This is a genomic window from Corynebacterium sp. H127 (genome assembly GCF_037482665.1).
GTDB lineage: Bacteria > Actinomycetota > Actinomycetes > Mycobacteriales > Mycobacteriaceae > Corynebacterium.
Map to the genome: position 1 here is coordinate 106483 of NZ_JBBHKY010000007.1, position 25957 is coordinate 132439.

Consider the following 25957-nt stretch of genomic DNA (forward strand, 5'->3'; position numbering starts at 1 on the left):
TGTATCATGGTGCCATGCTTCACGTTGCCTGTAGTTATGGACATAAACTGCCCATCGGATCCTTAGATAAGGAATTTTGTCCTGGCCGGATGTATGGGCTGCGTGGACCCAATGGAGTTGGGAAATCCACTCTGTTGCAAACCATGGCCAACGAGCTTGAGCCGATCGAGGGTACCGTCAGCTATCAGGGGGATGGCATTGTGCTCCGGGTGGGAGATCCGGTCTTTTATCCCGATATGACCGTTGCTGAGCATTTGGAGCTGCTGGGTGAATCTTCGGAAGCACTCGTTGCGAGTTGGGACTTGGAACCCCTTCTTGAGCTTCCGCCTGCGTGGTTATCCAGCGGGCAACGGCAGCGTGTATTCCTGGCTGCGCAACTTAGGGTGCCTGCTGGGGTAATCCTCATCGATGAACCAGAGCGGCACCTCGATCCCGACTGGATAGCGTTTCTATGTGATGAGCTTAAGACACTAGCGGACACCCGCATCGTCGTAGTTGCTTCTCATTCAGCACTAGTTCAGGCTGCCTGTGACGAAATAGTAGATCTCAGATGAGCATTTTCGAACGCATATCGGGTTTTCTGTACCCAATAGTAATTGCAGGCGTGTGCCTAGGGTTTCTGTGGAACGGCGTTCAGTGGTTAGCTGCTAAGTCCGATCTAGCGGGAGTGGCCTCGTCGCCGATCGTTCTTGTATCGGCGGTCTTAGCAAACTCCCTACTCGCATGGCTTCTAGAGCGGATCATGCCATTGCGTGCGCTGTCAGAGCTTCGTTGGGTTTACCACGAGCGGCCACGTGGCGGTAGGCGCAGCTTTGATGTGGACTCAGTAGTCCAGCTTTGTGGACAGTTAGTTTTTGGTGTTGTTACTGGAGTCGCGGTTGGGCACCCAGTGCTAGGTGCTTGTGGTGCTGTTGCGCTACGCGTCGTATTCGCCATGATCAAGCCCGCGAGTCTCCCAGTCCTTCTCGCAGCCGGGCGCACCCGGCTCGTTGGATTGGCAGCTTTTCACGTGCAAGACAATCAACTCGCCTCCGATGCCTTCGCTGAGATGTGGATCCGGTGGAGATCGATAAAGCTCCCCTCTTTAACGTTGCGACGTCTTATGAGAAGGTCGTATCTGCTGCTCATCGCGCTGATCCAGATAGCAACCGCTGTGGTGCTCACAACGCCTCTTGGTCCTAGTTGTGCCATTGTTTTTGTTTGTGCGTGGACCATTCTCGGCGCTGGTGTCTATCGCTGTGCGGATACCAGCAAACTAACGGACAGCACGACAGCAGGGTTCATCGTTCTTGGATGTCACGCGCTGCTTGGAGGCACAGTGGCGTACCTGTTGTGGCAACTGCCGTTAGTGTGGCTGCTTGGAATAGTCGCCTCGATTGGCTATGGATCCTACAAGCGCGGTCAACCGCGACGCGTGGTGACCTTAACTTTCATGGAGAACGGCATGGGGATAAGTGTTCCAATGGAACTAATTGACTATTACGGAAAAGGGCTACTGCTGAGCGGATTACTAACGGCGGTAGCGCTGCTCTTTCGCTAATGACCGTTGAACTAGTCCTCCGTCGCGGACGCAACAGAGGACTAGTTTAGCTGCGTAAACTACCAGATCCGCACGCGTTGCTCTGCGGAAATTGCCATGTCTCCGACTTCGAACGCTTCATAGAATTCGTCGATATTCGCGGCGATGACGTTGCAGCGGAACTCGGCTGGGGAGTGTGGATCGATGGCAAGGTATTGCTCAGCCATTTCAGGACGGATAGCGGTGCGCCAGATCCGCGCCCATGACAGGAAGAGCTCGGGGAGTTCTTCCTGAGAGCCAGACTGGAGGAAAGCCGTCACGGCGATGCCTAAGCCACCAAGGTCGCCGATATTTTCACCCAAGGTGAACTCACCGTTGACTCCATGGATGCCCGCTTTGCCTGCCAAGACGCTTGGGATGAGGCCGTCGAACTGCTCAACCAATTGTGCGGTCAGCTTGGTGAAAGCAGTACGATCAGCCTCGGTCCACCAGGAGTTCAGGTTGCCGTCGCCGTCGTAATGCGAACCTTGGTCGTCGAAACCGTGCCCGATTTCATGGCCGATGACGGCGCCGATCGCTCCGAAGTTCGCTGCATCCGAGGCAGCTGGGTCGAAGAACGGGGGCTGCAGGATAGCTGCTGGGAAGGTGATGTCATTGACCACTGGGTTGTAAAAGGCGTTGACGGTTTGCGGGGTGGTGACCCATTCGTCCCGGTCCGCCGGCTTGCCGATCTTGGCCAACTCGTAGTCATGGTTGAAGGCGGCAGCGCGACGAACATTCTCCAACAAGTCCGAGCCGAATTCGAGGCCATCAAAAGAACGCCAGTTGTTCGGGTAGCCGATCTTGGCTTTGAACTTGGCTAGCTTTTCCAGGGCGCGCTTCCGAGTCTCCGGGGTCATCCATTCCAGCTGCGAAATACGGGACTCATAAGCCTTGAGTAGCCGACCGACCAGCCGCTCCATCTCTTCCTTATGGGCAGGGGGGAAGTGCTTGTCCACGTAGGCCTTGCCGATTTCTTCACCCACCATGGATTCAACCAACCCGACGGCGCGCTTCCAGCGGTCGCGCTGCTCGGTGGCGCCAGTGAGCGTACGTCCATAAAACTCCCAGTTCGCGCGCGAAATCTCTTCGGTGAGATAAGGGGCGCGGGCGGAGAGAACGTGCCAGGTAAGCCACGGGGTCCAGTCCTCGGACTCCAACAAGGCATCCAGGGCGGTGAAGAAGGACGGCATCATGTTGATCACCCGATGCTCAGGCACCCCAGCGGCGCGGAGCACCTCCTGGACGTTGACAGGTAGGTCGGAAAACGGCATCGGGTTGAAAGTCTTCTGGGCGTCGCGGGCCGCAACGACATCCCAATGCGCGGCGGCAAGCTTCTTCTCCAGCTCGATGACGGCGGGAGTCAGATCCGATTTTCCAAGGAATTCCAGCATCCGTGCCACGTGCTGTTCATAGCCAGCCAGGATCTCTGGATGCTCGCGGTAGTAAGCCTCATCTGGTAGCCCGAGGCCGCCTTGTACGAGGTAAACCAATGCTTCCTCGGACGCAGAGTCCTTTGCTACAAAGGCTTCGATGGGGGAAGAGACTCCGGTGCGGGAGAGCTTGCCCAGCGCTTCAGTGGCGGGCAGCGTCAGTAAGGACAAGTCGGGGCCGAGGGGGCCTGTGCTGAGAGCGTTGAGGGTGCCTACGTCCATGAACCCGCGGTAGAGCGGATGCTCCTGCACCAGTTCATGCACCGCAGCCTCGGCGTCGTCACGCAACTTGTGGAAGGTGCCATCGACGGCGCGGTCATCGGGAATCACGTGGGTGGCCAGCCAGTCGCCATTTACTGCTTCATAGAGGTTGTCCATAACGCACTATCCTAGGCACTATGCCCAACTATCGACTCAAACCCCGGCTACCGGTGTGGAAAATCACCGGAATTGTGGCGACACTGCTGCTCGCGCCTTCACTGATCAGCCTGGCGGTTCCAGAGCTCGATAGTGATCGCAGTCCACTCGTGTTGAGCTCGCCGATGACCCAGTGGGAGATTCCCATCAACTGGCCCGACGGTGGCCCCTTGACTTGTGAAGAGGGCGATGAACTACTGATGGAATCGTGGTCTTGTGACGGTGCAAGTGTGTATTCCATTGTGATGGAAGGCAGCGAGGATCCGGAGAACACTCTCAAGCGGGGCATGCGCGCCGCCCTGCTCTTCCCACCAGGTGAGGGCGAGCTGGTTCGGGATGGACAGCACCTGCTCTATGAGACCGATGATGCGATAGGCGTTGCCACCGTTGGTACGGGTGAACATGAAGGGCTGATGATGGTCGCAGTGGTGAGCGGTGCAGAACAGCGACCGTATTCGGCGCTGATCCTGGATGCCTTTCGCGGTGGCGAAGGCGAGTTGCCTGAGCTGGAAGAGCTAGGTGTGGCGGCATGAATCGCTCGGGAATGTACTGGTTAGTGCTGGTGTTCGGCATTCCGATCGCCGTCCTCATGACTGGACTTGGTGGTGTGCTATCTCCAATTGGGCTCGGGTTGGGGCTGCTTTTCGCGGCGGTGTACCTGGTTGCCGGCGTATTGCTGTTTCGGGCGGGGCCGTTGTGGCCGTCGGCAGGCGGGCTGTACGTCTTGAGCTGCCTGGCCTGGGGTGCGGGGGTGTCGTTGGCGCTGGTCGCGCTGCCTTCGACTGCGTGGTTGGAGATCACCGACAAACTGGGTTGGGAGGTGCTCGCCGCGTCCTTTGGTGGGGCGTATCCAGAGGAGATCGCCAAAGCTGCTGGCGTGCTGCTGATCCTGTATTGCTCCCGTCGTCTGAATCGGCCGTGGCACGGCTTTGTCACCGGCGGTTTGGTCGGGCTGGGCTTTGAGGTTAATGAGAACCTTAGCTATGGGGCGATGGGCGCGCTTCTCGACGCCAATAGTGATTTCGCTGGTGTCCTTGCGATGTGGGGGATGCGAGCTGTCGCAGGTCCGGGGCTCCACGTGGCGCTGACCGCGATTGCTGGCTGGGGCATCGGGCAAGCCATGTTCCAGCGGAAGTCTCTGTCCAAGTTGTGGTGGATTGGGGCCGCGATGCTGCTGCACTTCTTGTGGAATGTGATGCCGGCATCGGAAGAGTTGGCTTTTGTGCAGTATGGCGTTCTGACGATGGTGATCTATCCCTTGTTTATTTGGTTGTATGTCAAGTGTGTGAGATTGAACAAGATTGATAATTCTTACGTGTTGCTGATGTGACTTGTGTGAAAGTTGTGTACGTTTGGTGTCATGCATATTTTCCGACGGACACGACAGGTCCTCCTTCCCCTGCTCCTTTCCGCCACTTTGCTTACCCCTGTGGCGGTCGCCGCTGGGCACGATGCGCCATCCGGCATCGACGTGGCCAGCTGGCAAGGCAATATTGACTGGGCTACCGTAAACAATTCCCAGGACTTCGCGTTCGTGAAGGCCACCGAAGGCATTGGGTACCAGAACCCGCAGTACGCTCAAGACATCCAGCAGGCCAAGGACAACGGTCTGACTGTCGGTGCCTATCACTACGCTCGCCCCGGCACCGATCCCGTAGCGCAGGCCGCAGAATTTGCGGCCGCGTACAAGGCGCATCCGCAAGACCTGCCTCCAGTGATGGATCTGGAGCAAACTGATGGCCTCGCGCCGGAGCAACTTCAGGAATGGACCCGCACTTTTCTAGGTGAAACTGAGCGCCTTACCGGTCGTAAGCCAATGGTGTACACCTACCGCTACTTCTGGCAGCAAGATATGGCCAACACCACCGAATTCAGCCACTACCCGCTGTGGTTCGCGGCCTACCAGAATGATGTCCCGGACAGCCTCCCCGGCGGTTGGGAGCAGATGGCCTTCTGGCAGCGCACTGGCGAGGGAAGCGTCACCGGTGTGGACACCCCAGTTGATGTGAACCTCTTTAATGGCACCCCAAATCAGCTCACTAGCTTCAATGGTTCCTATGGCGGTGTGCTCGCGCCGGGTGAAGTCGTGGCTACCGACGGCAACCTCGGTATGTCAAACAAGGAGATCGTCGCGGCCTTGCTGGCAATGGCAGGTGCTATCGGCATCCTGCCGGCAGATCAGGCTGGCGCTTTGGCGCAGCAGGCTGCCGGTGCTGCTGGACTTGAGGCTGGCGTCGCCGATGCTCTGGGCGGAATGGTGAAGGATCTCGGCGGCGACCTGCCTGTCCAAGATCTCCAAGCTATGGCTACGGGCGATTACACCGTGGGTGACCTGTTGCTGCTGCTGAACGCAGCGGGGCATCAGGCGCCGTAGGGCTTAGCCCAGCTGCCCAGAAAGCCGGTCCACAATCTGCTGGCTTCGGGCATCGAGTCCAACGATTGAGACGGTCGTCCCCTTTGCTGCGTATTTTTGCGTGATCGCATCGAAGGTGGCGACGGTGGAAGCGTCCCAAATCCTGGCCTCGCTCAAATCGATTTCCACATGCTGCAGTCCTCGGTTGTAGTCGAAGTTGTAAATCAAATCATTGCTCGCAGCCCAAAACAGTGGGCCGTTGACCTGATAACCCGTTGGAGTCTCCGTCACCGAGGCCACATTGGACACCTTGCGGGAAAACGCCACCATGGCGGCGAGCACGCCTACACCCACACCGATAGCAAGGTTGTGGGTAAGCAGGGTGGTGGCCACCGTCAACAGCATGATCACGGTTTCTGATACCGGCATCAACTTGAGGGTGCGCGGCTTAACCGAATGCCAATCAAAGGTGTGTGTGACCACCATCAACATGATGGCTACCAGCGCTGCCATAGGAATCTTGCCTACCGCATCGCTGAATGCGAGCAGCAATACTAAAAGGAATCCGCCGGAGAGGAGCGTCGACAGGCGCGTGCGGGCTTGTGCCTCCTTCACATTGATCAAGGTCTGACCGATTACCGTGCAACCGCCCATGCCACCGAAGAGACCTGACATAACGTTTGCTAGGCCCTGCCCGAAGCTTTCGCGCGCCTTGGAGCTGTGCGACTCCGTGATGTCATCAATCAGCTTGGCAGTTAGCAGCGATTCCATAAGGCCGACTAGTGCCATGGCTAGCGCAAATGGGCCGATGATGGTGAGTGTTTCCCAGGTCAGTGGAACAACAGGAACAAGCAGGTTCGGTAAAGAGGTAGGCAGTTCGCCCTGATCGCCGACAGTAGGCAGGTCCCAGTCGAAATAGATCGTGCTGATAGTGAGCAGCAGCACCACGACCAGTGGCGCCGGGACCACGGTGCTCAGTCGCGGCAAGAACACCAGGATTGCAATTCCGAGCAATACTAATGGGTAGACCAGCCACGGCACGTTAATCAGATGTCTGATCTGACCGCTGAGCACCACCAGCGCGAGCGCGTTGACGAAGCCCGTCATGACGCTGCGCGGAATGAACCTCAGCAGTCGGGCGACATCCAAGCTAGCCAGGATCAGCTGGATTACGCCGGCCAGCACCACCGTCGCCAGGAAGTAGTTCATGCCATAGTCGCGGGCGACGGGCGCGATGACAACCGCGACCGCGCCTGTGGAAGCAGCGATCATTGCGGGGCGGCCGCCGGTGAGAGAAATGACCACTGTCATGATCACGCTGGAATACAATCCCACCGCTGGGTCCACACCAGCGAGAACAGAAAAAGAAATCGCCTCCGGCACGAGCGCCAGCGCCACAATCAGGCCGCCGAAAACCTCCCGGCGCAGCTGCGTCGGGGAGGAAAAAGCGTAGCGGAAGGAATCGACAACATTAGTCGGGATAGTGGAGGGCGCGTAGTGCGGATCATTGGACACGAGAAGTGATCTTAGCTTCAGCGTTTATGGGTGTCTTCAATGGGTAAGTAAGATGTTTTCCTAACAATCAACCCAAGCCTTTCGTACCCGCCGTGCAGAACTCAGAATTCCTGGGATCACTGTTGTCGGCCTGCGGCCTCGTGGAAGTTTCTGCGAGGATCCGGACCTTGCGGCTAGAAGATGCAGACACCAAGAAGGCCTCCGCCGAAGCGGAGGCCTTAGTTTCGAAGGGTTATTCGTCGATCTTCATTGGTCCGGGGTTCCAGAATCCAGAACGTTGAATGACTTCGTGGTTGATCTCAGCCACATCGGGCTCCTCACCACGAGTATTCGTGCGTGGCGTGTAGCGGGTGACGGAGCCCCAGTCGCGATGCCAGTCATCCTTGAGGTAACCAGGGATCTCCACGGAGGTGTTCACGGCTTCGGTCAAGCCGAGGACGCCGCCACCGGCGTAGTCCATCACAGGGGACAGGGTGACCTTGCCTGGATGATCTGGAGCGATGCGGAACTTCGGCAGCTCAGCAACGCCTGCGAAGTGATTGAAGGTGCGCTGGCAAGGGAACTGCAGCGCCACGGCCCAGTCCAACAAGCCGGGATCCTCAGAGCCGATCACGTTGTTGAGCGAATCGAGCTTAGGTACGCGTGGTGGCAGGAACGCCAGCCACTGCTCCGGGTCGAGGTTCTGGTCCTCGGCCACGATGCGCACTGCATTGGCCTCAGGTGGGATCTGATCCATCGGTACACGCAGGTTGCGCCACGACGGCGTTGGCCCGATGTCCAAAGGTTCCAGCTTGCCGACGCCAGTAACCGAGTCACCGTTAACCGTCGCATACTCTACGACCAAGTCCTGGCCGTTTTGCTCTACGCCATTGATGTCATGGTGCGCAATGCGGCCCGCTGCGGACACCACTACCAGCGGGGTGTCCTCGCTGCGTTCCGGCAGGGAGTACCAAGTGGTAGTGACCTTTGCGGGGAACTGTGGTCCTTCGGTGTAGGAGCCCACAACCGGGACCTTCTGATAGTCCAGGCCGAATGGCAGCGAGACTTTGGAGCCATTGACACCGACATCCGAGCGGACACCACCCGAGTTGCCGGCGTTCTGTCCACCACCGGTTTCGGTGGTGTCTTCGGAAGCAGTAGCGCCGCCGATGGTGCCTTCAGATTTCTCCACGCCAACAGACTCGGAGTCGATGGTGCTTGGCACGTTGTTGGCCTCGAAGCCACGGTTCTCATCGGTTTCCAGAGATTTGCCCAGTTCCGAGCCGTCGGCAGGCTTGAGGAAGGACTCATTGGAATTGGTCTCCAACAGGGCGTCGTTAGCCAAGGCACAGTAGTTGCCGGTAGCCGAGCGCACATTGCCGAGCCCGACGGAGTACGCGGGGTACTGGGAGATGAAGCCCTTGCTGAGGCTGAGGACGGTAAACACCATCACGAGTGCGGACACCACAGCGATCGGGGATGCCGCCAAGCCTTGGAAACGCTGCAGGCGTTGGCGTCGTTCGTGCCTCAGCTCTTCCAGTTCTCCTGCTACCTCCGCCTGCGCGGTGCGAACATCGGAGATGAAGGACTGAATTACGCCGATCAACAGCACGAGGAGGGAAATAGCGAGCACCACGCTCGAGGCTTCGATGCCCTTGAACTGCACCGTCTTGTCGTACCACGGAATGCCGAAGCTGGAGATGTACCACCAGCCATTCGGGCCGGAGAGACAGAACGCCAGCACGAAGAGGATTCCACCAAAGAGCAGGGTGCGGGAACGTGAAGACTTCAGTGCCATATGCGATAGTGCCACCGCCGCTAGGCCTGCCATTGCGGCACCGATGCCGGCCCACACACCGAAGTGGTGGGTCCACTTGGTTGGGGTGAACATCATGAAGAACAAGGTGCCCAGGAAGGTCAGGAGCAAGCGTAGCGACGGCCCTGAGGCGGAGCCCGGTACACGACCGTTGCGCAGCATGGATGCCAACACCAGCGCCACCGACACGAACACCATGATGACGGCGAAGCGACGGGTGAAGGAACCATCCACAGTCTGGCCCATGAGGGATTCATAACGAACCCACTCCATGTACCAGGCCAGTGCAGGACCCTTATCAGCACGGACGCGAATTGCTTCCATGACCACGGGCAGCGTTTGATCGCCAAAAACCGCGAGTAGGATCGCAGTTCCCGAAGCCAGGAATGGCGCAATCATCGCCATCGCAGCCCGCCAGGTGCCCTTGCCACCGTGTGGTGCTCCCAGCAGTGGCAGGCGTCGATAAATGATGCGAATGAGGCTAGACAACCCGGCAAGCAGGGCCGCGACGGCCATCAGGCCCGTTGGGCCCGCGCCAAGAGAAAGCGTCGCCAGGATGACGGCGAATGCGGCAGGCAGCAATCGGGAGGTAGCGATGGCACGCTCCATGCAGACCCAGGTGAGCAGAGCGCCGAGTGCGATGACAGGCTCTGGGCGCGTGCCGTTGTTGTAGACGATCCAGAAGCTCAGGAAGCTGATCGCTGCAGTCCAGTGCGCTACGCGACGATCACCGATCTTGGTGCCCAGCCGTGGCAGCACCTCGCGAGTGATGAGGAGCCACACCATCCAGCCGGCGATGAGACCAGGTAGACGCATCCAAATAGAGCTGGTGGACACATAAGACATCAGGGCTAGCAGGTCATAGTATGGCGCGCCGAACGGTGACTCTGGGACACCGAACCAGCGGTAGTAGTTCGCCATATAGCCGGCATCGTGTGAGATGCGGGCCATGGTGAGCAGATAACCATCGTCTGCAGTATTGGCGCCGATGAAATGCCACAAAACCAAAACGAAGGCGACGAGGACATCGAGGCCCTTCAGCTTCCACCAATCCGGTGGGAAGAATCCGCGAGATCTGCGGCCGTCCAGCTTGTCCATCTGGTGTAGACACCACAACGCCACCACGGTCAGCGCAAGTCCGAGCCACATGGTCACGTACTTGATCAGGCTTGGGCTGGAAGTGAAGCGAGAATTGATCTCAACGTGAGCGTTGAGCCCACTGATGCTGCCATCACGCGGCAAATCGGTATAAATGCCGGTGAGCTGCGGGCGGTAGTCACCATCGAGCACTTCTGACTTGGAACCAAAAGTCACCTTGGTCTCTTCCGCTGTGGCGGAGACCGTCAGAGTGCCGTCCTTCGGGATGTCCCTTTTGGGGATCGAGAGTGGAACTCGGTCACGCACCACCACGTCGAGGCCCTGGTCGGTCCAGCGGACGAACATGCCACGGGCGGTAGCATCCTTGGAATCGGCAGGGAGAGTTCCCAAAACCATCCACTCGTCTTCCGGCATCTCTTCCAGAGCAGAAGCGGGTACAGAGAGGTCAATAGACTGCGGTGCATAGGACAACAGCGGCGCGTTGACGCTGTTCAGGCCGTTCTGGGGCCAATCAAACGACGATTGTGTTTGATTCACCGGCAGGAACGGCGTCAGGATGAAAAGGAGTAATCCTGCCAGTCCTGAGACGATCGCGGTGGTCTTTAACCAGTTCGGGGCGAGTTTGGCTGCTTTTGACACAAATCATTACTCTACGTCACTGGCTTAACAACTACCACAAATGGACCTACCTGCTTGATGTCCCAATCCTGGAAAGCTGCTGGGTTGAAATAGACACCACGGGAACGAACGTTTGGATTATTCGGGTAGATATCCTCAGCTAGATCGTACTTCCACGGGCTTTTCGGATCGGTGCTATCGCCATGAAGGATGAAGACATCTGGGGCGCGCCAAGGAGAGCGGGCTATCTCGGCGGAAAACGCCGCCGGATCCTTCAAATCCTCGTGGGAGCGCACCGCCCAGCTTTCAATGAGGTCGTTGCGTGCCTCAAATTCGCCCAGCGGGTTGGCGTAGTGGCTGGTAGATGCCTGGTAGCCGTAATAGGGATGGAAGGAGAGGAAGTCCTTGACGTCGGTAAGCACCACGGTGTTGGTGGGTTCATGGCCGGACTCGCGGAGGTAGGCATCGATCTCCGGGAAGTACTTTGCCGAATCAGCCGGGAATTTGTCTGCGCGCTCACCGTAGCCATCGGTATCGGTGTAGGCCAGATCGATGGCCACAGCTGTGCGGTTGGGGATCAACTGAGCATAAGCTACGCCACCGATCATCAAGAGGATCACCATCACAGCCGAGACTTTGGTGGAAAAAGCCACATCCGTACGAGCGGGGTAGAACTTGCGGACGCCGTTGAGTCGGAAGTCCGAGATGCCCAAAACACCTGCGGTGCCCAAGAGTAGCGAGACCAGGATATCCAGGCGGAAGCCGAGCAGAGTGTTGCCAGCCAAGGTGTACACCATAGATCCGATAAGCCAACCGTAGATAACGATCAGGGTCACTGCCATGGCGCGCACATCAAAATCGTTAAAGCGGAATACCAAGAACACAATGCCAATGACGCACAGAAGGCCAATCAGAGTCGGGGAGAGTATCGGCAACGGCACCTCCGTGCCCTCCAGGGGCAGATAGTGCGTAGCGCTGCTATCGCTGCGCGGTGCGCCACTGAGTAGCTTGATCAGGTACGGCGCCCATACGATCGCAGCGATGGCCATCGAAGTGACTCCCACCAAGGTCAACTTGATAATGGGCTGCCAAGAACGCTCGACCAGGATCGCGTACACAAGAGTGATCACTACTACGCTGAGTGCCACTGCTGCAGTGAAGATGGTGTACGTCGCGGCAGAAAGTCCAAGGTAGATTGCCAGGCCAGCGGCGGCGGCCCAGCTGCCGTGTAGGGTGCGAGACATCAACACCGCGGCTACCGGGATACCCAGTGCCACGATGCCTGCATAGGGCTCCTCCGGACTCATCACCAAAAAGATGGTGGTGTTGACTAGGGCGATGCCCACGGCGACTGGAAGACTGCCGCTCAAGCGTTGCCACAGTGGCACCAATGCAGAGGTCATCGCGGCAATGGAGACTAAAGCCCAGGGCTGGTACGCCTCCCAGCCGGGCAGGCCGAGGAGATTGGCAAACCTACCGCCGAACCAAAACCAGGCACCAGGGTAAAACGACGGTAGCCCGATGTAGTTCATATCCTGTAGGCCGAATTCAGCCGTCATGCGGGTGAGGAACTGGGTGCGGAATCCCTGGTCCACAGTGACGCCATCCAAATAGAGGCGTGTTGCTGACAGTGGAATAGCCAAGTTGGAGACCACAAGTCCGGCTGGGGCAAGGTAAGCCGCCAGATAAGTAAGGATGGTGCGCCACTTGGGGCGCACGGAATCGCGGTGTTGATCCCGCAACCACCACAGCAATAGCAGGCTCACGCCGATGATGATTGCGCTCGAGCAGGCTGTGGCGATGGCGCGGGAGACATAAGAACCGCCAAACGCTGGCAGGTTGGTTGACTTGAGGACAAACCAACATGCCAGCGTGAATACTGCGCCGCCAACTGTAGCGGCGAACATCGCGAGGATTGTGGAGCGGAAACTTAAGGTGTCTGCTTTGTAATTCTCGACGACGTTCATGTTCTCTCTTTACAGCGGCAACTTACGGAAAATTGGTTTCGGAATATGCTGCAGCACCATCATGACAGCTTGGAATGCAGGGTGAACCCACAGTACCTGCTTGCGGTTCTGTACAGCATCCACCACCGCGGTGGCCACGGCTTCGCGGTCAACGGTAAGTGGGGCTTCCTTAACATCTGCGCTCATCTTAGTGCGCACCTGTCCCGGGCGAACAACAAGCACATTTACGCCGTATTCGCGCAGGGCCTCGCCGAGCTCGGTGTAGAAGCTGTCGAAACCAGCCTTAGTGGAGCCGTATACGAAGTTGGAGCGGCGTACCTTGATGCCGGCAACGGAGCTCAGGGCCACAATGGTGCCGTGGTGCTGTGCCTTCATACGGTTAGCCAGCAACACACCAACGGATACGGCGCCGGTGTAGTTGATCTGAGCGGCTTCCACGGCCTTGGCCTGGTTCTGCCACTGCTCTTCATTGTCTCCGAGGATGCCGAAGGCGACGATGGCGACGTCAATATCGCCGTCGATCTGCGCGAAGACGTCCTCGTGGGAGGCGAAGTCGGTGGCGTCGAACTCGATGAACTCGGCAGTGCCGCCGAGCTTTTCGACGGCCTCGATAGCCGCTTCAGGGCGCGTGCGGTTGCACAGCGTGACCTTGGCAGCACCCTTCTGCAGGTACTCCTCAATGATGGCGAGTCCGATGTCGGAGTTACCGCCGAGCAGCACGATGTGCTGTGGTTTTCCTACTGCGTTCAGCATTTACTTTCCTCCCAATTCAAGGCGGCGGGACATGTCGGATGCAAAGACGCCGGTCGGGTCGATCTCGTTGCGGATCTTGAGCCAGTCCGCCATGCCTGGGTACATCTGGTGGAAATTCTCTGCGGAGGTACGGGATTCCTTGGCTAGGTAGAGACGGCCGCCGAATTCCATGACGCGCTTGTCCAGATCATCGAGGAACTGGCCGAGGCCAGCCTTGATTGGGAAGTCCACGCAGACGTTCCAGCCTGGCATTGGGTAGGACAGTGGTGCCTTGTTGCCTTCACCAAACAGCTTGAACACGTTCAGCGCAGAGTAGTGGCCGGACTTTTGGATGTCCTTAACGATGTCCTTGAATGGTTCCACGGCTTCGCGTGGGACTACGAACTGGTACTGCAAGAAACCCTTCTTGCCGTAGCCACGGTTCCACTCGCCGATCAGGTCGAGCGGCTGGTAGAACTGCGTCAGATTCTGGACCTGATTCTTGTAGGTGCCAGACTTGAGCCACCACAGTTCGCCGATTGCCATCATGGATAGCTTGTTCATGGTGAAGCTAGGGAAGATGTCTGGCACAGTGACCAGCTGTGGTGCATTGAACTTCAGTGGATCTTTGGCGAGCTTCGGATTGAGCTCTTCCAGCTGGGCCAGGGTGGCCAGCGAACCACGGGAAATGGCCGCGCGACCGAGCTTTGGCTCTGGGGAGATCGCGTCGAACCAAGCAGAAGAATAGGTGTAGTTGGTTTCGGAGCCATCGGAGTGGAACTCGATGGTTTCATCTAGGTTTTGGGTGAGGTCACCGTCTGCAATGAAGTAGGCGGTTTCGGTGCGGGTCATCTTGATGCGGGCGCGCATGATGATGCCGGTGAGGCCCATGCCGCCAATGGTGGCCCAGAACAGGTCGCCCTGTGGGTCTTCTGGGGTGCCGTTTGGTTCGATGTGCAGGATGCGTCCATCAGCCACGAGCAGTTCCATGGAGACGACGTGGTCGCCGAAGGAACCAGCAGAGTGGTGGTTCTTGCCGTGGATGTCGGGGCCGATTGCGCCGCCGATGGTCACCTGGCGGGTACCTGGCAGGACCGGAACCCAGAGGCCGTATGGCAAGGCGGCTTTCATCAGCTGGTCGAGGGTGACGCCACCATCGACGTCGACAATCGCGGTCTCCGTGTCGATGGAGTGGATCTGGTTAAGCGGCTGCATATCGATAACCAGGCCACCGGCGTTTTGTGCTGGGTCGCCATAGGAGCGGCCCATGCCACGTGCAATCACGCCACGGTCGTTCTTTTCAGCAGCTTCTTTCACTGCGCGAACAATCGACTCCACATCAGGAGTGGACAATACCTGCGCAGTTGTTGGGGCAGTTCGGCCCCAACCTGTCAGTACTTGTTGTTTAGTCACGCCAACAAGGCTACTCGTCTTTCATGGCGGTCGCTGCACCCCACAAATGGGGGGTCTGTCACATTTTTAGGTTGTCGAGTTGAACTGGACTTATGGCCGAGGTTATTAAATGCTACCTTTCAAAAAGGTTTGTTCTTAGCTTGTTTCGCTGCAACACTAGGAACTCCAATCGATCAACGAGAAAGGAATCATTATGGATTTCAACGCACTTTTCGACGGCATTGTTGGCGCAGTTCAGGGTCTGCTGAACCTGTTCACCGGTGGCCTGCAGGGCGTTTTTAACGTTGCAACCACCCTGTTCGACAACACCTCTTCTGCTATCTCTTCCTAGTAGTTAATCGAGGTCGAGCATGCCTTTGATCTCCTGTGGCAAGTCTTCTTGCCGGGTGATCGTAGGACCCTCGTAAGACTCTAGGATCTCGTACACTCGTACGCGGTCTTTAGAGTCCAGGAGCGGGAGCTCCTGAGCCAGCATCATCGTGAGCTCATTGCTGAGCGGGGTGTTGGTCAAAGCCGCAGCCGTATGATCGGTTGCGGCTTTTTTCTTCATAAATCCAAACATGAGTCCATACTAGTAGCCATGGACGATTTCATTCTTGCAGTATCTGTTGGCCTGTCTGCTGCGTTGCGCAAGCCCGTCAACCGCTTGCTTGCTTTGGGCGCGGGGATTGGCACTGTGGCATATCTCAATTCCACTGACGATGATCCGAATAATGATCCCGCAGTGATTGTGGACCGCGTGCGGCACCGGATCGGGGATATCGGCGATCAAGCCGGCCCGGAATCTGACGTACCTGCGGGGGATCCGGGTTCGCTGCTAAAAACTTGGGGAGTTATTGGCGGAGCAGTTTTGACTGTGATTGGCTTTGCCGGCGTAGAAAAGCGCCTGCTTAAGAGTCCTTTCGCCCGCGTTGCAGAAGGGCTGGCGGTGGGAGCAGTAACGTACTCGTACTGCCAAAGTAACGCTTAGGCTTTAGCATTCGAAGCGTGAGCTTCGTACCACTGACTGATCCTGAGTTGCAGCGCCCGCTGCGTCGTGAGCCTGTGCTCGACGGCCAGGCGCTGCTAGTGCAGGCGACCAGTGGGCAAGTGTGGCGCAGGCTCCGGGTACCGGCTGACATTGGTATGGAGCGTTTCGCACGTATCCTGCAAGTTGCCTTCGACATTGTAGAGCCAGCTGAGCATGCCTTTTTGCAATTGGATTCAGCGGCCGCGGGCAATGAGGAAAACGCGGCGGTAGTCATGCCGGCGCCGACTCTCGTGCGTTTCGACGCCGCCGGCACACCTTCCGAAACAGTAACGCTTGGCGAGTTGCTTAAGGTTGCTGACCTGCGTTTTGTTTCCCATTTTGCCGAGCCTCTCAGCATTGACATCAACTTGGTCTCAGAGATTCAGCGCACGCCCCGTCTGGAGACCTTGTGCATTGATGGTGAAGGAACACTAGGGAACCTCGCTTTCGACCTTGGCGATGTCAACCGGGAGTTGGATGCGGAGCGCTGGGTGTTCGCGAAGATGGCGCACGTCAAACCGAGTCTGCGAGACTTAATTTTCCGCACGGGAATGTGGGAAACAGCACAGCTGGTGGCGTTTTTGGACATCGACGCCCCGGCGGACGTGGCTGAAGGCGAGGCCGCGAAGATGATCGCACCGTTGCTTGCCGACGCCCGGTTGGTAGCGCTTCTTGACCTCGACGACGCGCGACTAGGGCTGACTACAGATCTGGACAAGTGGCGGCACATCGCGCACCGCCTGCCGTTGGAACGCGATACCCGCGGCAACGATGCAGCTTGGCTCCGCCTGATCGCGCTGATCTCCTCCATGCCCTTTGGTGCCGCTACGACCTTCATTCTGGAGGGAATGGCATGGACCGGGCAGCGTACGACCCTGGCCGAGGTGGATTCGCTGACTCTTCAAACGATGGACGTGTTGCGCAGTCTCGGGATCATAGTGGGCGATGACCTGGTATTGGGTGGCCCTCTTTCCAAACCACGCCGCGAATTCCTCCGCGCTGTTCTCCGCGCCTCCTAGGATCCTTAACTAGGCTGGGGCGCATGCGCTCCTTGATTCTCTGGGCTGGGGTTCGGGGGACTGATGTGTACCGGCACCTCGGAGTCAATGACACCATGTGCCTTGATGAGCTCCGGCGGGTACTTGACATCATTTTCGGTTTCGACCCCAGTGATGGCCCCTCGTCCTTCCCCGGGCTTGAGGGCAGCTCGCGCATCCCCGCTGAATTCACTTATGAGTGGGGGCTGTGGCAGGTTGATATCCGGGTCGTCGATGCCTACCCACGCGATGAGGGCACCCCGCGCGCCCTGTGTATCGGCGGCGATGGTTCGCTTTCCGACGACTTCAACCTCGCCACGGTAAACACCGAACTCACCGGGCGGGAAACCGTCTCTGCTGTGCTATCACTCACCAACCCAGAAGTGCGTGAACTCATAGAACGCGGGGGTCTGTATGACTTCGTGCCACTGCTCCAAGCCCTCGATCTGCGCCAGGCGCTGTCCCCGCTGGCGGAATTCCCGGTGGAGTCTGACCCGGCAGCCCGTGATGCCTACTGGGTGATGGTGCTGGTGCTCTCGTGCTTCAGCGGCCCTGAAATGTCTGATCAGCTACTAGAGGGCACAATGGCGACCCTGGGGTGGGTTGACGATGACGGCAGCCCACTGCAGGCACCGACCATCCGCGCCCTGTGCGCTTCATCTCTGACCGGATTGGCACGGCTCGGGGCTTATGGGAGACACGCCAAATCGCCCGTTGACCGCTTGGAGATTTATCGAAACCTGCTCGCAGGGTAGGCTACTTCCTCGTGGATATGAAAACCCAGAGCTATCGATTCATTATTTCCGGCATTATTTCAGCGGTCGTTGACTGGGGCTTCACGGCGCTCACTCAATTTCTGTTTGGTTTCGCGGCATCTCGGGCGCGACTCGTAGGGTTCATCTTCGGAACTATCACGGCCTATGTGATCAACCGTCGCTGGACTTTCCAGGCCGATCACTCCTGGAAGCGGTTGTTCTACGTAGCGATTCTCTATACCGTTACCGGATGGCTCAACATGACGCTTTATGCCTGGGGTTTCCATCTCCTAGAGCCGCACGCGCCTATGCTTGTTGCCTCTGTTGGTGCTTTTGTCTTTGCGCAAGGCATCGCTACCGTGATCAACTTCTTCGCACAGCGGATGCTCATTTTTAAGTAGCTCGCCGAATTTGTCACTTCCTCTGGTAGGAATTCGCCGCCGGAAAACTACCAGGGGAAGTGACAAATTCAGCAAGTCGCAAGCTCGCTTCCTAAGGTCGCTTGAATTTCTCCTCGCGTCCCATCTTGTGCAGCTTGAGCCACTCGCGGAAGCCGGCAGGATCCTTTTCCTGTACGAGGAAGAACCAAGCGAAGCGCGCGTATTCCTGGGGGAGCAGTTTGCGCATGCCAGGCTGGTTCATCAGGTAGCCGCGGTTGCGGTAGGTGAAGAAGCGCTTGGAATCCGAGGACGGGTACTGAGTATGCATCCGGCCACCCAGGATCGGCTTGAACTCGTCAGAGCCGTTCGGATGTAAGTATGCGGTGCTTAGGCAGGTGCCGAAAGGAAGCCCGGAACGGACGAGTCGGCGGTGGTATTCCACTTCGTCGCCGCGGATGAAGAGTCGGTAATCGGGCACGCCGATCTGCTCCATTGCTTTCGCCGAGATGAGCGCGCCGTTGAATAGGGAAGCGATGCCCGGCAGGAAGCCATCGCCAAGTTCGGAGCGTTTGCGACGCCAGGTGAGGCCGCGGCGCAGTGGGAAGGCGAGCGTTTCTGGTTCAGCCTTGTCGACGACCACAGGGGACACCTCAGCCAAGCCGTTTTCGAGCGCGCAGTCATAGAGCGCACCGAGCACGTGTGAGTCTTCGGGACGGCCGTCGTCATCCGCGCACCAAATCGCATCTGCCCCGAGGGCCAGTGCGGTGAGGAAACCGTAGGCGAAGCCGCCGGCGCCACCGAGGTTCGTCTGAGAGGGAAGATACACGCCGCGTGCGCCGCAGACCTGAGTGACCAGGGACTTCACGCTGTCTTCGCAGCCATTGTCCACCACGATGATCCATTCCACCGGGCGGGTTTGTGCTGCCACGACCTCTAGTGAGGCGCGGAGCATATCGACGCGCTTGTGGGTGACGATCACCGCGGCAACGCGGTCAGTGCGGGACAGGCGCATTACTTCTCCTCTTCCATGCGGGTCAGCAGGCGACGCACATGGTCGGCGGCACCCTTTCCTTCATATGCTTCCACGACATCGGGAACGGTGCCGGATTGGCGGATGGTGCCGTGGTCAACCCAGAGCGCGGTATCGCAGAGCTGCGCCAGGAAGTCATTGGAGTGTGAGGCAAAGACCAGGATGCCAGAGCGTTTGACCAGCTCTTGCAGGCGTATCCGAGCCTTGGTCATGAACGCGGCATCGACGGCGCCGATGCCTTCGTCGAGAAGCAAAATCTCAGGCTCGATCGAAGTGACCACGCCAAGGGCTAGCCGGATACGCATGCCGGTGGAGTAGGTGCGTAGTGGCATAGCTAGGTATTCGCCGAGCTCGGAGAAGTCAGCGATCTCCTCCATTTTGTCCTTCATCTGCTTGCGTGTCTGGCCAAGGAAGAGCCCGCGGATGATGATGTTTTCGTAGCCGGAGATCTCAGGGTCCATGCCCACGCCAAGGTCAAAGACCGGCGCGACGCGGCCACGAATGTGGGCAGAACCACGGGTGGGTTCGTAGATGCCGGAGAGCAGACGCAGCAGCGTCGATTTGCCAGCGCCGTTATGCCCGACGAGGCCGACGCGGTCGCCTTCGCGCAGGTGGAGGTTGATATCTTTGAGAGCTTCGACGACCACTGTGTTATTGGAATTGCGGCCGATGGCACCGCCAGCGGCACCAAGGAAGGCTTTCTTCATAGAGCGGGACTTGGCGTCGAAGATGGGGAAATCCACGCAAGCGTTGTAAGTATCGATGGAAACCATGTCTAAACTCCTAAACCCAGTAGCTCACGCGGTAGCGCCACTGTTTCATTGCCAGCATCGCGAGGATAAGGCCACCAGCAGTGCAGCCGAGCACAACGTACCAGTGGTACATCGGTAGCGGGGCGCCGATAAGCGGTGCGCGGATGACTTCCATGTAGTGGTACAGCGGATTGAGCTCCACGATCCGCGCGCGGGTCGCCATCTCCGGGCCCGCGGTTTTTAAGGTGTGGGTAGTCCACACGATGGGGGTGACGTAAAACAGCAATTGCACCAGTGCCTCCAACAATGGGGCGACATCGCGGTAGCGGGTTGCCACAATGCCAAAGAACATGGCCACCCATACACCGTTGATGATCAGCAAAACCAGAGCTGGGATGGCCAGCAAAATATCCCAACCCAAGTGACGCGGGAAGACGAGCATGAGCACCACCCAGATCACTAGGTTGTGCGCTAGGAACAGCGTCTGACGCCAGACAAGACGGTAGACGTGCACGGACAGTGCCGAGGGCAGTTGTTTAATCAGCCCCTCGTTATCAATGAAGATGTCCGAGCCTTCTTTGATGGCGCCGGAGATGAAGCCCCACATGATGAGGCCAACGGTGACGTGTGGCAGGAATTCCGCGAGTGAAATCCGGAACAATAAGGAGTAGAGCAAGCCGAGAGCAAGCGCCATCACACCAGTGGCAATGGTTATCCATAACGGACCTAATACCGAGCGACGGTAGCGCTGCTTGATATCCTGCCAACCGAGCTGCAACCATAGCTCGTGTTGCTTGAATCCGCGAACAAGGTCGGCCCAGGCTGCGGAAAAGGTCATCGACCTAGATGCAGGGGCATCGGACTGGTCAACGCGGGTCATCCGCTCGAGATCTGCTGCTTTATGTGACACTCCTAAGAGCCTAGCCGTCACGGTATGCTTAGCGGGGTAAGCGGGTGCCAGTTAACTAGATTTTTCAAGTCCAGGAGTTTCGTATGTTCGATGTCGCCTATGCGAGAGGCCACTACACCTCGCTTAGCGACGGCTGGACCTACCTCAATGCGCATGAGGGTGCCCAGATCCCGGAGCGTGTCTCCTCGGCTGTCACCACAGCTTTCCGCTCTGCGGTCCTCATGGATGAACGTAGCCCGCTGTCTGGTACCCATTCACGCGCCGCTGAAATCGGTGCCAACGTTGGAGACTGCTTTCTTGATGCCGCGCGTGCTGCAGTAGCAGATCTCACCGGTGCCGCCCCTGATCGCGTAGTACTCGGCCCGAACAAGGCAGTGCTATTACGTAGTCTGGCGGAGGCGTTGGCTCCTCGGCTGCGCAGGTCTACGCAGGTTTTGCTGAACAAGGTAGATGATGACGCTGTTACCCGCCCATTCCTGCGCACTGATTCGAAGGTCGTCTGGGCGGAACCGGATCTCGGTACCGGGGAGCTTCCGGCTTGGCAATATGAAGAAGTGGTTAATGGTTCGACGCGTTTCGTTGTCGTGCCCGCCGCGCACCCACTGACCGGAATGGTCACTGATGTTGCTGCAATCTCTGACATCGTGAGGTCTAAATCCCGCGCCTGGATTTTGGTTGATGCCTCCGCGGTAGCGCCCTATCGCGCCATCTCTATCGACGAGTGGGGCGCGGATATTGCGGTCGTAGAATTCGCGCCGATGGGCGGGCCGCAGATGGCCGCATTGGTGTTCCGGGATACCTCGATGTTCCCTCTGCTGGCATCTGTTAACCCGGCTGCGGGCGTCGATAAAGCGGCGAAGCTAGAGCTCGGCGGGCATTCTGTGGGCTTAGCCGGCGGCGTGACCGCAATCGTTGATCTTTATGCGCATTTTGCTGCGCCGGGTGGCACTCGTGGCACGCGTCTGCGGCGGGCGATGTCAGACATTGATGCTTACTCGCGACGTCTCACAGCGCATTTGCTGCACTCGCTCAACAGCTTGCCGAGCGTTCACCTGCTGGGCATCAGCGGTGAAGCTGCGGGACATGGTGCCATTGACCTGGATCGTGTGCCGCGGGTGACGTTTATGGTTCCTGGGGTGCCGGCGGCGACTGTTCAACGCCGCTTGCTCACCAATGGCCTGGTCACCTCTCTTAGCCCGCGTAACCCGCTTTTGGAAGCGATGGGGACCTTCGAAGAAGGCGGAGCAATCACCGTCGGACTTGGCCCGTATAACACCATGGCTGACATTGATCAGCTCACTCGGGTGCTGGCCTCGTTGGCCTAGTGCTGAATTGCTTCGCGGTGCCGACCATGTAGTGCTGCCTCCGGCGGGTTATGGACGGCAGCTAAGGGCTGCCGAGTTTCCCAACGCCACCATTGCAGGCTCAGCACCATCAGCAGTATCATCGCCGCGTTGCGAAGCGTGAGGAGCAGCGTCGGCAGAAAGTCGGGGTCATTCGTCATCAGCGTCGTGTAATTCGCAGGGTAGATCAGCTGCGTGAGCCACGTAATCACTAACACGAGCACCGCGGCTTGCCGCAGCTTCGGGGACTTGCTGAAGCAGAGTGCGACGGCGAAGATAGGTGCGAGCCACACAATATACTGCGGAGAAAACACTTTGTTGGTTACCAACATGGCCACCGTCAGCACCACCGCGAGCGCAACCGACTCCGAGGCACGCCACGTCAGGCTAGTCAGCCGGCGCAGCAGGATAAACGCGGCAAACAACACCACCGCGTAGAGCGCCAGGGAGGCAACCTGCGTGGCAGTGGCAACACCAGGGCCCACAACCTCAAAGCTTTTCGACGGCGCATAGGAGATGCGGTAGCCACCGCCGCCTGTCGACGCTAAAACCATGAAAGGTGTAGCTGCAACAGACTCAATCTGAAGTCCGCGTTCCCCCTGGTAACTGAGCGGTGACAGTAGGCGGTCGAAGCCCAACGTCAGAGTAGTTATCAGGGCCATTACCACCATTGTTCCGCCAAACGCCGCGATGCGCAGCCAAGACTGAAGGCTCTTGAAATGGCCGACCAACACTGCTGCTAAAACCCCAGGCCACAGCTTCATCATCGTTGCAGCGCCCAAGAACGCCGCCGCCAGTTTTTGGTGGCGCGCCAAGAGGTAGGCGAAAACGCCCACCAAAAGCCCAGGAATCAGATCCAATCGAGTGAGATAAATCGGACCGACCACCAGCCCAAAGGCGACCCAGAACCAACTCGCCAGGCGGTGGCCCCTCCGAAGCAGCAGGAGGAAGAAGAGGAAATCCAGCACCAAGATGAACCCGACATAGCTGTACTCAATGCTGGTTTGGGAATCCGGGGCAAAGTGATCGATCAAGCGAATCAACCACAGGTTAGCCTCCGGGTACTCCTTCAGCGCGACCTGGCCACTACGCTCCTTAAGGATTTCGGAGAAGTAGTAGTGGACATCGCCAAAGATCCAGCGGTGGCGACCAAAGGATTGCCGTACCAACAGTAGGCGGGTCACCGCCCAGCCCAGCACCAAGAGAATCGGATTCAGAAAGCGCACCCGAATATCCTAAGCCACAACAAGGACAATTTTGCCCGTGACCGCGCCCTCCTTAAGCATCTGATGCGCCTTTGCGGCTTCGGCGAGGGGGAGTTCGGTGCTGAGGTGGTGGTTGATCCGGCCGTCGGCAAGCATTGGCCAGACGGTGTGCACAGTGTCGGCGACGATCCGAGCCTTGTCAGCGAGATCGCGGGCGCGCAGTGCGGTGGCAGAAATGCTGGCACGTTTCGTGAGGAGCCGGCCGATATTAAGCTCCCCCTTCACCCCGCCTTGCATGCCGATGATGATCAGGTGTCCGTCCATCGCGAGGGCGCGGACGTTCTGGTCGAGGTACTTTGCGCCGATGATGTCCAGGATCACGTTGCATTTGTTCTTCATGACCTCGGCGAAGTCCTCCTCCCGGTAGTTAATGAGGATGTCCGCGCCCAGCTGCCGACAAACATCGAGCTTTTCCGCGCTACCGGCAGTGACAGCCACGGTGCATCCCAGCGCCTTGGCGTACTGGATGGCAAAGGTGCCAATTCCGCCCGCGCCGCCGTGAATGAGTAGGGTATCCCCGGCCTTTAGGCCTGCAAGTTGCATATTCGAGTGGACGGTGGCGGCGACTTCAACAATCGCGGCAGCCTCAGTCATGGACCAGCCAGCAGGAACAGGGAAAAGTTGCCCTTCTGGAACAGCAACGAATTCCGCATAGCCACCTCCGGCAAGAAGGCAGGCAACTTCCTCGCCTTTGGCACGAGACGTGGTCCCGGGATCTTCAATGAAGCCCGCGCATTCAAGGCCGAGGACCTCGCTGACCTCCGGAGGAGGTGGGTAGTGGCCCGCAACTTGCAGCAAGTCCCCGCGGTTTACCCCCACGGCTTTGACCTTTACCAGCACCTCACCATCAGCGATTTCAGGGCGTGGGACAGTGCAGAGGGTGGGTGTCTTGTCTTGGGCGAGGATGGCCGTCATTTCTGTGCTGGTGCTCATGACTAACCAGGGTATCGAGGATTTGGGATTTTGGACGGGGTATCGGCTATCATTCTGGGTACGCTTTTCCTCGGCACTCGTGTCGAAAGGTTTTGCGTTGGAAGTGTGGCAGAGCGGCCGAATGCACTGGTCTTGAAAACCAGCGATGGGAAACTATCCGGGGGTTCAAATCCCTCCACTTCCGCCAAACCCAAAACCCCTGTTCAGTGATGAGCGGGGGTTTTGTTCTGTTTGTGCTGGTAGTTCCCATGATATGCTAAGAGCACAAGTGGACACAAGGGGACATGAAACCCCTTAGGTATGGCACGTTTATGGCACGTGCCAAAAGTGTCATGACGGGAACGCCTGGAGGTGAAGCGCATGCCAGCAAAGAAACAACGCAACCGACGTAAAGGATTCGGGTCAATCCGCAAACTGCCCAGCGGACGTTTCCAGGCGCGTTACAAAGGCGCCGATGAAAAGCACTACACAACACCCCAAACATTCGCAGCCATTCAAGACGCTGAGGGTTCCTGTCGGTTATCTCCAGGCAGCTGGAGCTAGGCACGTGGGAGCCGCCCGAGGTTGTGGAAGCGCGCCGGGCACGTAACGCCACCACGGTGGCCGCTTACTTTGACCTCATGCTGGTGCAGGCCGGGTACCCTGCCACGACTGAGGGCACCTACCGGTCGATTTTCCGCAACAGGATTAAGCCGTGGCTGGGGGACGTGCCACTGGTCGACGTCGACCGGGCAATGGTGCTGGACTGGTGGGTGTCCATGCGCGCTAAGACTCCCACCACGCACAAGCGCAACGCCGATAGCTATTCACTGCTGGCTACCTTGTTTAAGCACGCTGTCGAAGCTGGGCTGATAGAACTTACCCTGGTGTACATCAAGGGCGCTGGCAAGTCGCCTGAAGCACAACAGAAACCTTTGCTCACGGTGAAGCAACTACAGGGCATTGCAGCGGCGGTACCCGAGCACTACCGGGTGGCCGTGCAGGTCGCCGGTGGGTGTGTGCTACGCATTGGTGAATGGTCTGAGCTTAGGCGTAAGGACGTAGCCCTGGACGTGAAAGACGGGGAGGTGGTCGGCGCCCGATTTCATGTGGTGCGTGCCGTTAAGGAAACAGCGGCGGGGGATAAATACGTGGCTGAGACTAAAGGCAAGAGACAGCGCTGGGTAATGGTGCCTGGGCACCTAATCCCCCTGCTAATTGGACATATGGACACCATGAAAGATAAGTCACGTGACGCTTTACTGTTCCCTAATGCCGATGGTGGGTGGAGTGACCGGCGCCGGTTTAACCGCATGCTGAAACGCGCCGGGGAGACCGTCGACCGTGGGGACGTCTCCAGCCATGACCTTAGGCATTACGGTGGCACTGAATTTGCGCGGGCTGGGGCAAGCATGCCTGAGGTTATGGCGCGCCTGGGGCACTCCACGACAGCAAGCGCGCTTAGGTACCAGCATGCGACTAGTGAGCGTGACGCTGAGCTGGCTAACCGCATGGCTGCCCCTGTGGTCGACGCTGAAGCGGTGAAGCAAGCCACTGAGCGTAAGGCTGGGCTGAGGGCTAAGCGCGCCGCTGAACGTAAGGCTAAACAAGCTATGGCACGTCGTGCCATAAGCACCGGGCAAGACAACAACTAGCCCGGCGCGC

Annotated in this window: 24 protein-coding genes and 1 tRNA gene; 13 read left to right on the forward strand and 12 right to left on the reverse strand. The window is 58.2% G+C overall.

Annotated features, from left to right (window positions below):
- Positions 1-14 precede the first annotated feature (14 nt).
- Together WG936_RS08915 and WG936_RS08920 are read left to right on the forward strand one after the other, a co-directional pair.
- The gene (locus WG936_RS08915; RefSeq protein WP_339564145.1) at positions 15-554 is read left to right on the forward strand and encodes an ABC transporter ATP-binding protein; all 540 of its coding nucleotides are present in this window, start codon (positions 15-17) and stop codon (positions 552-554) included.
- Entirely contained in the window at positions 551-1540 is a 990-nt protein-coding gene (locus WG936_RS08920; RefSeq protein WP_339564144.1) for a hypothetical protein, read from the forward strand. The genes WG936_RS08915 and WG936_RS08920 overlap by 4 nt, the downstream gene beginning before the upstream one ends.
- 59 nt (positions 1541-1599) lie before the next feature.
- On the opposite strand, the gene WG936_RS08925 is transcribed toward WG936_RS08920, so the two are convergent.
- The gene (locus tag WG936_RS08925; protein WP_339564143.1) at positions 1600-3369 is read right to left on the reverse strand and encodes a M13 family metallopeptidase; all 1770 of its coding nucleotides are present in this window, start codon (positions 3367-3369) and stop codon (positions 1600-1602) included.
- A 20-nt stretch (positions 3370-3389) separates the two neighbouring features.
- Here WG936_RS08925 and WG936_RS08930 point away from each other — a divergent pair, with 20 nt between their 5' ends.
- From WG936_RS08930 to WG936_RS08940, 3 genes are read left to right on the forward strand one after another with little or no spacing between them, the layout of a single operon-like run.
- On the forward strand, positions 3390-3941 hold the full coding sequence (locus WG936_RS08930; RefSeq protein WP_339572710.1) for a hypothetical protein: 552 nt from the start codon (positions 3390-3392) through the stop codon (positions 3939-3941).
- Positions 3938-4738, forward strand: a complete 801-nt coding sequence (locus tag WG936_RS08935) for a PrsW family intramembrane metalloprotease (RefSeq protein WP_339572711.1) — start codon at positions 3938-3940, stop codon at positions 4736-4738. Before WG936_RS08930 ends, WG936_RS08935 begins: the two co-directional genes overlap by 4 nt.
- A 30-nt stretch (positions 4739-4768) precedes the next feature.
- Entirely contained in the window at positions 4769-5782 is a 1014-nt protein-coding gene (locus WG936_RS08940; RefSeq protein ID WP_339564140.1) for a glycoside hydrolase family 25 protein, read from the forward strand.
- 3 nt (positions 5783-5785) lie between these two features.
- On the opposite strand, the gene WG936_RS08945 is transcribed toward WG936_RS08940, so the two are convergent.
- The 5 genes from WG936_RS08945 to WG936_RS08965 all read right to left on the reverse strand — a co-directional run bounded on the left by WG936_RS08945 (position 5786) and on the right by WG936_RS08965 (position 14899).
- Complete coding sequence (locus WG936_RS08945) at positions 5786-7276, reverse strand: SulP family inorganic anion transporter (RefSeq protein WP_339564139.1); 1491 nt, start codon at positions 7274-7276, stop codon at positions 5786-5788.
- Positions 7277-7508: 232 nt separating this feature from the next.
- Complete coding sequence (locus tag WG936_RS08950) at positions 7509-10808, reverse strand: arabinosyltransferase domain-containing protein (protein WP_339564138.1); 3300 nt, start codon at positions 10806-10808, stop codon at positions 7509-7511.
- 11 nt (positions 10809-10819) lie between these two features.
- Positions 10820-12754: a galactan 5-O-arabinofuranosyltransferase gene (locus WG936_RS08955; RefSeq protein WP_339572712.1), complete on the reverse strand. Its 1935-nt coding sequence runs from the start codon at positions 12752-12754 to the stop codon at positions 10820-10822.
- Between the two features lie 9 nt (positions 12755-12763).
- Positions 12764-13507: a decaprenylphospho-beta-D-erythro-pentofuranosid-2-ulose 2-reductase gene (locus tag WG936_RS08960; RefSeq protein ID WP_339564136.1), complete on the reverse strand. Its 744-nt coding sequence runs from the start codon at positions 13505-13507 to the stop codon at positions 12764-12766.
- Positions 13508-14899 (reverse strand): FAD-binding oxidoreductase, encoded by a 1392-nt coding sequence (locus WG936_RS08965; protein ID WP_339564135.1) that lies wholly within the window; start codon positions 14897-14899, stop codon positions 13508-13510.
- A 193-nt stretch (positions 14900-15092) separates the two neighbouring features.
- Between WG936_RS08965 and WG936_RS08970 the strand changes: the two genes are divergently transcribed.
- Complete coding sequence (locus WG936_RS08970) at positions 15093-15230, forward strand: hypothetical protein (protein WP_339564134.1); 138 nt, start codon at positions 15093-15095, stop codon at positions 15228-15230.
- Positions 15231-15233: 3 nt separating this feature from the next.
- Here WG936_RS08970 and WG936_RS08975 read toward each other — a convergent pair whose 3' ends face one another.
- Positions 15234-15461 carry a hypothetical protein gene (locus WG936_RS08975; protein WP_339564133.1) on the reverse strand — a complete coding sequence of 76 codons (228 nt, stop codon included), beginning with the start codon at positions 15459-15461 and terminating at the stop codon, positions 15234-15236.
- 18 nt (positions 15462-15479) lie between these two features.
- Between WG936_RS08975 and WG936_RS08980 the strand changes: the two genes are divergently transcribed.
- Genes WG936_RS08980 through WG936_RS08995 form a run of 4 tightly spaced genes read left to right on the forward strand, consistent with a single transcriptional unit; the run spans position 15480 to position 18101 of the window.
- Positions 15480-15869, forward strand: coding sequence for a hypothetical protein (locus tag WG936_RS08980; protein ID WP_339572713.1), 390 nt, complete (start codon positions 15480-15482; stop codon positions 15867-15869).
- A gap of 17 nt (positions 15870-15886) precedes the next feature.
- Positions 15887-16927 carry an IS1096 element passenger TnpR family protein gene (locus WG936_RS08985; RefSeq protein WP_339564131.1) on the forward strand — a complete coding sequence of 347 codons (1041 nt, stop codon included), beginning with the start codon at positions 15887-15889 and terminating at the stop codon, positions 16925-16927.
- A gap of 23 nt (positions 16928-16950) precedes the next feature.
- On the forward strand, positions 16951-17700 hold the full coding sequence (locus WG936_RS08990; protein ID WP_339564130.1) for a hypothetical protein: 750 nt from the start codon (positions 16951-16953) through the stop codon (positions 17698-17700).
- Positions 17701-17717: 17 nt separating this feature from the next.
- Positions 17718-18101 (forward strand): GtrA family protein, encoded by a 384-nt coding sequence (locus WG936_RS08995; protein ID WP_339572728.1) that lies wholly within the window; start codon positions 17718-17720, stop codon positions 18099-18101.
- 91 nt (positions 18102-18192) lie between these two features.
- On the opposite strand, the gene glfT1 is transcribed toward WG936_RS08995, so the two are convergent.
- From glfT1 to wzm, 3 genes are read right to left on the reverse strand one after another with little or no spacing between them, the layout of a single operon-like run.
- Complete coding sequence (gene glfT1 / locus WG936_RS09000) at positions 18193-19092, reverse strand: galactofuranosyltransferase GlfT1 (RefSeq protein ID WP_339572714.1); 900 nt, start codon at positions 19090-19092, stop codon at positions 18193-18195.
- Positions 19092-19883 carry a galactan export ABC transporter ATP-binding subunit Wzt/RfbE gene (gene wzt, locus WG936_RS09005; protein ID WP_339572715.1) on the reverse strand — a complete coding sequence of 264 codons (792 nt, stop codon included), beginning with the start codon at positions 19881-19883 and terminating at the stop codon, positions 19092-19094. Before wzt ends, glfT1 begins: the two co-directional genes overlap by 1 nt.
- Positions 19884-19893: 10 nt before the next feature.
- Positions 19894-20742 carry a galactan export ABC transporter permease subunit Wzm/RfbD gene (gene wzm, locus WG936_RS09010; RefSeq protein ID WP_339572729.1) on the reverse strand — a complete coding sequence of 283 codons (849 nt, stop codon included), beginning with the start codon at positions 20740-20742 and terminating at the stop codon, positions 19894-19896.
- Between the two features lie 113 nt (positions 20743-20855).
- On the opposite strand from wzm, the gene WG936_RS09015 reads away from it, so the two are divergent.
- Positions 20856-22097, forward strand: a complete 1242-nt coding sequence (locus WG936_RS09015) for an aminotransferase class V-fold PLP-dependent enzyme (protein WP_339564127.1) — start codon at positions 20856-20858, stop codon at positions 22095-22097.
- Here the strand turns inward: WG936_RS09015 and WG936_RS09020 are convergent.
- Together WG936_RS09020 and WG936_RS09025 are read right to left on the reverse strand one after the other, a co-directional pair.
- Positions 22094-23341, reverse strand: coding sequence for a hypothetical protein (locus WG936_RS09020; protein WP_339572716.1), 1248 nt, complete (start codon positions 23339-23341; stop codon positions 22094-22096). The genes WG936_RS09015 and WG936_RS09020 overlap by 4 nt on opposite strands.
- 9 nt (positions 23342-23350) lie before the next feature.
- The gene (locus WG936_RS09025; RefSeq protein WP_339572730.1) at positions 23351-24295 is read right to left on the reverse strand and encodes an NAD(P)H-quinone oxidoreductase; all 945 of its coding nucleotides are present in this window, start codon (positions 24293-24295) and stop codon (positions 23351-23353) included.
- A 117-nt stretch (positions 24296-24412) separates the two neighbouring features.
- On the opposite strand from WG936_RS09025, the gene WG936_RS09030 reads away from it, so the two are divergent.
- Positions 24413-24500, forward strand: a tRNA-Ser gene (locus tag WG936_RS09030).
- 379 nt (positions 24501-24879) lie between these two features.
- On the forward strand, positions 24880-25947 hold the full coding sequence (locus WG936_RS09035; RefSeq protein WP_339572717.1) for a tyrosine-type recombinase/integrase: 1068 nt from the start codon (positions 24880-24882) through the stop codon (positions 25945-25947).
- The last annotated feature ends 10 nt before the right edge of the window (positions 25948-25957 follow it).